General features: G+C 36.0%; 2 protein-coding genes. Both read left to right on the forward strand.

From position 1 onward, the window contains the following. The first annotated feature begins 460 nt into the window (after positions 1-460). On the forward strand, positions 461-3,613 hold the full coding sequence (locus ABF281_RS00005; protein WP_347179649.1) for a TonB-dependent receptor: 3,153 nt from the start codon (positions 461-463) through the stop codon (positions 3,611-3,613). A gap of 11 nt (positions 3,614-3,624) precedes the next feature. Next, positions 3,625-5,006, forward strand: a 1,382-nt coding sequence (locus ABF281_RS00010) for a RagB/SusD family nutrient uptake outer membrane protein (protein ID WP_347179650.1), incomplete at its 3' end; no start/stop codon positions are given.

Consider the following 5,006-nt stretch of genomic DNA (forward strand, 5'->3'; position numbering starts at 1 on the left):
ATTGTATTAATTCAATTAGATAATTGTATTTTGCACTAAGGATATGAAACAGAATAGTTGTTGTCAAACGTACTTGTTTTTTTACATGGAGCCTGTGTCGTTTGACTTTTTACGAAGATCCTCTAATTTTCTTAAAGAAAGATCACAAGTTAAAGATAGCTGCTGTTCAGTTTGTAATTTATAATAAGAAGAGAATAATTTGGAAACAAATTAAAATGATAGAGGGGATGTCATTTTTACATTAAAAAGATTTTGTTTAGATCAGTAGTAATCAAATAGAAATCGATTTTTTTAGACATTGACAAACCTTAAAAACTACAATTTTATTAGAAAAGGAAGTGGAAACAGTATAGTACAGGACACTTTACTTCTGATCAGATAGTAATATTGTTTTTACTTAACTAAAATTTGAACCCTAGGTTCAGACAATTAATAATTATGATTAATTAAAGCTAATTATATGTTGAAATTTAAACTAAAAATGAAACAAAAATTAAAAGCCAAGCGATCTCATTCGGGTTTCATGTTGATGTTTGTGCTATTGCTGTCTTGTTTTACGGCAGTCAATCTAGAGGCTCAAGAAAGAATTTCGGGTGTTGTCAAAGATGTTGATGGAATGCCGTTACCAGGGGTGACCATCCTTCAGAAAGGACTCACACGAGCAACCATATCAGATTTTGAGGGAGATTATTCAATTGAATTAACATTAGGGCAAAAGACCCTTGTGTTTTCTTACCTAGGTTTTAAAACCGTAGAGGTTCCTGTAAACGGAAAAACAGTCATAAATGTAAATTTAGAAGAAGACCTAGAAAGTTTAGATGAAGTGGTTCTTGTGGGGTATGGTACTCAAAAGAAAGAGAGTGTGGTTGGTGCAATTACACAAATAAAGGGAGAGACTTTGATAGAAAGAGCAGCAGGTCTAACGAATGTTGAAGAAGCTTTACAAGGAAACTTGCCAGGAGTTACAGCAATACAAGGTAGCGGTACTCCGGGGGAGTCTAATATGCAGATATTAATTCGCGGTAGAAGTTCTTGGAATGGAACGGGTGGACCTCTTATTCTTGTTGATGGTGTCAAAAGATCAATGAGTGATATTGATATGAATGATATTGAAAGGTTTGCTGTATTAAAAGATGCTTCTGCAACGGCAGTTTATGGAGTAGAGGGAGCCAATGGGGTGATCTTGATTACTACAAAAAGAGGTAAAAAAGGAAAGGCACAGCTATCACTTTCTGTGAATAGTACAATCAAGACGGTGTCGCAATTGCCTCAGAAATTAGATGCTTATGATGCCTTAACTCAGGTGAATAGTTCAATTTTAAGAGAATTGTCCTTACAGCCATCGTCTTGGGGAAATTTCACACCAATAGATGTTCTTGATAAATATCGTAATCCTTCGTCTTTAGAAGAGAGTTATATTTATCCAAACGTAAATTGGGAGGATGAATTGTTAAAAGATTTTGCTCAAGATTTTAGGGTAAACCTATCTGTGAGTGGTGGTAATGATTCTGCGAAATATTTTGGAAGTTTAGCTTATCAAACCGTAAATGATATTTTTGATGGTGGTAAATATGACAACGGAAGAGGTTATACTGGAGAGTACAATTATGAAAGATTTAACTTTAGAAGTAACATAGACTTTAATGTAACAAGTACCACTGAGCTTTCTGTTAATCTTTCTGGTTATCTTGGGGTTAGAGAAAATCCAAGTAACTTGAGTACTGTTTTAAATGGTATTTATCAAATGGCTCCAAGTGTGCTCACACCTGTTTACCCTGATGGGCTTTACGGTCGATCTCTGAATGGTGCTTATATTTTTACAAATCCAGTAAAAAGTTTAAGCCAAACAGGGTATGATACATTTACAAATTTTCAAGTTAATACAGATTTTATCTTAAAGCAAAAATTAGATTTTATTACAAAAGGATTGTCCTTCAAAGGAAGATTCTCATTGGATAATAATATGAGAAGCAAACAATCTTTAAATGATGGAGGGGTATCATACAGATGGTATGATCGAGGTGTAGAAAATACTGAGATTCCTAACGGAGTTAATGATTTTGGTTATGTTCGTCCACCATGGACGTTAGGGCAGAATGCCGTAGAGAACGGTCAGCGAGCGCGAAGACTAACTTACGATGCTTCGTTGAATTATGAAACAACTATTGATAATGTTCATAACTTATCAGCTCTGTTTTTAGTAAGAAGACAAGAGTATGCTAAAGGTAGTGTGGCACCAAGATACAGAGAAGACTGGGTTAGTAGATTAACCTACAACTATGATTCTAGATATTTCTTAGATGTAAATGGAGCTTACAATGGTTCTGAACAATATGGACCTGGATATCGTTTTCAGCTTTTTCCTTCTGTGGCCTTAGGTTGGACACCTTCAAATGAAGCTTTCATGGAAAATGTGAATTGGGTTGACAAATTCAAGTTTAGAGGTTCGTACGGTGTTGTAGGAGATGATAATCTTGGTGGAGGTCTTGCTAATGAAAATAGATGGCAGTATTTAAATGCTTGGGAAAATGGTAGCGGATCGTATTTAGTTCCAAGTTCATTTAACGCACAATCTCCTTATACATTTTACAGAGAATTAACCGTTGGGAATGCAGACTTGAGATGGGAAACTTCTGAAAAATATAATATTGGAGCTGAATTTAATTTTTTCAACGGCTTATTAACGGGAGAGTTTGATTATTTTGCAGAAAATCGTACTGATATTATCGTTGCGGCTGCTGATAGAAGTGTGCCAGATTGGTTTGGTCAATCACCTCCTAATTTCAATACTGGTGAAGTAGAAGTTAGAGGTTATGAATTGGTGTTAGGATCGAGTCATAAGTTTGAGAATGGATTAAATCTTTACGGAGATTTTAATTTAACTCAAGCAGTAGATAAAATTATATCAAGAGAAGATCCTTTGTTTACACCGGAACACCTACGTAAAGCAGGTTTTCCAATAGGGCAATCAAGAACAGCAATACCAGCAGAAATACTAACCAACTGGGATGATGTCTACATGTCAACACCGAAAGTAGAAAACCAGGGAATGACAAGGGTAGGATATTATGATGTGGTTGATTTTGACGGTGATGGTCTATACAACAGTGCTTTTGATAATGCTGCATTTGGTTATGCATCTAATCCACAAAGGACTTGGAGTGCTACTCTTGGAGCAAGTTACAAGGGATGGAATGTTTCCGCCCAGTTGTATGGAACTCAAAATACTTCAAGAGCTTTTTCAAACAACACATTTACACAACAAACCGCATTGATTTATCAACACGATTTGGATTATTGGACGGTAGATACACCAAACAATACCGATACGCAACCGGCATTTGTTGCAAATGGTGCGACCAACCCAAGAGATAATTGGTTGGATGGTTCATTAACAAGATTGAAGGCAGTTTCATTGTCCTATGATGTGCCAAAAAGAACATATGAAAAATTAGGACTTAAAGGATTGAAGCTTTTTGCAAATGGTAACAACTTAATTTTGTGGTCAAACCTACCAGACGATCGTGAGTTTAATGCTTCTTCAGCTGCAAAATCAAGGGGAGACTATCCTACTTTAAGAAGATTTAACTTTGGTTTTAATATGAATTTTTAAAAAAAGATACAATGAAAAATTATAAAATAAAAATACTAATCGTATTGGGACTTATGTTTTCGGTTTCTTGCGAAGATTATTTAGATGTTGCACCTGAGTCTGTTCTTAGTGAAGAGGAAGTTTTTTCTACTTTTAAAAATGCTCAAGGTTTTGTGGAAGAAATGTATGCTTTGGTCGTTTCATACGAAATGCAAACCCATACCTTTCAAGATTACTTATTTGGGGATGATGCGTATGTTGAAAGAGTTGGTGCATACAAAGCAAGTCGCCGAATTGATGAAGGTACTTTTAATAGCGTAACAACTTATAACTATTCTTATTTATCAAATTGGAAAGGTACAAGTTATGGAAATACTGGTGCTGATGTAACGGGTAATAATGCTTTTAACAAGCAAAGACCTGGTGTATGGGATGCCAGTATGCGTGGAATTCGTAAAGCGAATATTGTCATTGCAAATATTGATTTGATGGTAGATGCATCGCAAGCTGAAAGAGATGTCATCCTCGGACAAGCTTATTTCTTTAGAGCTTTTTTCCACAATGAAATTATGAAATTTTGGGGACGTTTTCCTTACATCGATAAGGTTATCACAGACGACTATGCTTTACCGCGTCCAAAAACATACAAAGAATGTGCTTTGGCTGCCAATGAAGATTACATAAGAGCTGCTGAATTGCTACCTAACAATTGGGACGAAGAAATCTATGGTAGACTTACAAATGGGGAGAATAAAGGAAGGCTTACCAAAGGAGCAGCTTATGCTTTTCAGGGAAAGAACCTCCTTTTAGCAGCTAGTCCATTGATGTATGGTAACAATGGTGCCATGAACACGTATCAATACGATACAGAACTATGTGATATGGCGGTAGACGCTTTTGCAGAAGTTCTTAAATTGACTGACCAAGGTTACTATGCCTTATCCTCATGGGAAAATTATGATGAAGTGTTTTGGAAGTCTCCAACACCTAATGCGTGGCCTGGGAGTACAGAATTTATATTTGCGGCCACTGGAGGTAATGCTGATCAAGCGCGAAGATTTATGTCATCAGGAGTAAATAGAGAAATTTCAACGGGTGGGGATAGCAGTATTTTCTCAGAAAGTATTTCACCTACGCACAACTTTATTCATCAAAATTTTGGAATGGCTAATGGACTTTCAACAGACCATCCAGAAAGTGGATATGATGCGACTAAGCCTTTTGATAATCGTGACCCACGTTTTTACAGATGGCATATTATTGATGGACAAGTTATTACAACCAAAGCGCCAGAAAATCAAAGAACAGCAGAACTTTGGTATGAAAGTACAGGTAGTTATGGAAAACACCGTAGTAGTGGTACTAGTAACAAGCATTGTACAACAGGGTATATGTTTACTAAATTTTATCCTAA

It is taken from the genome of Wenyingzhuangia sp. (assembly GCF_039768515.1).
In the GTDB taxonomy this organism is placed as follows: domain Bacteria; phylum Bacteroidota; class Bacteroidia; order Flavobacteriales; family Flavobacteriaceae; genus Wenyingzhuangia.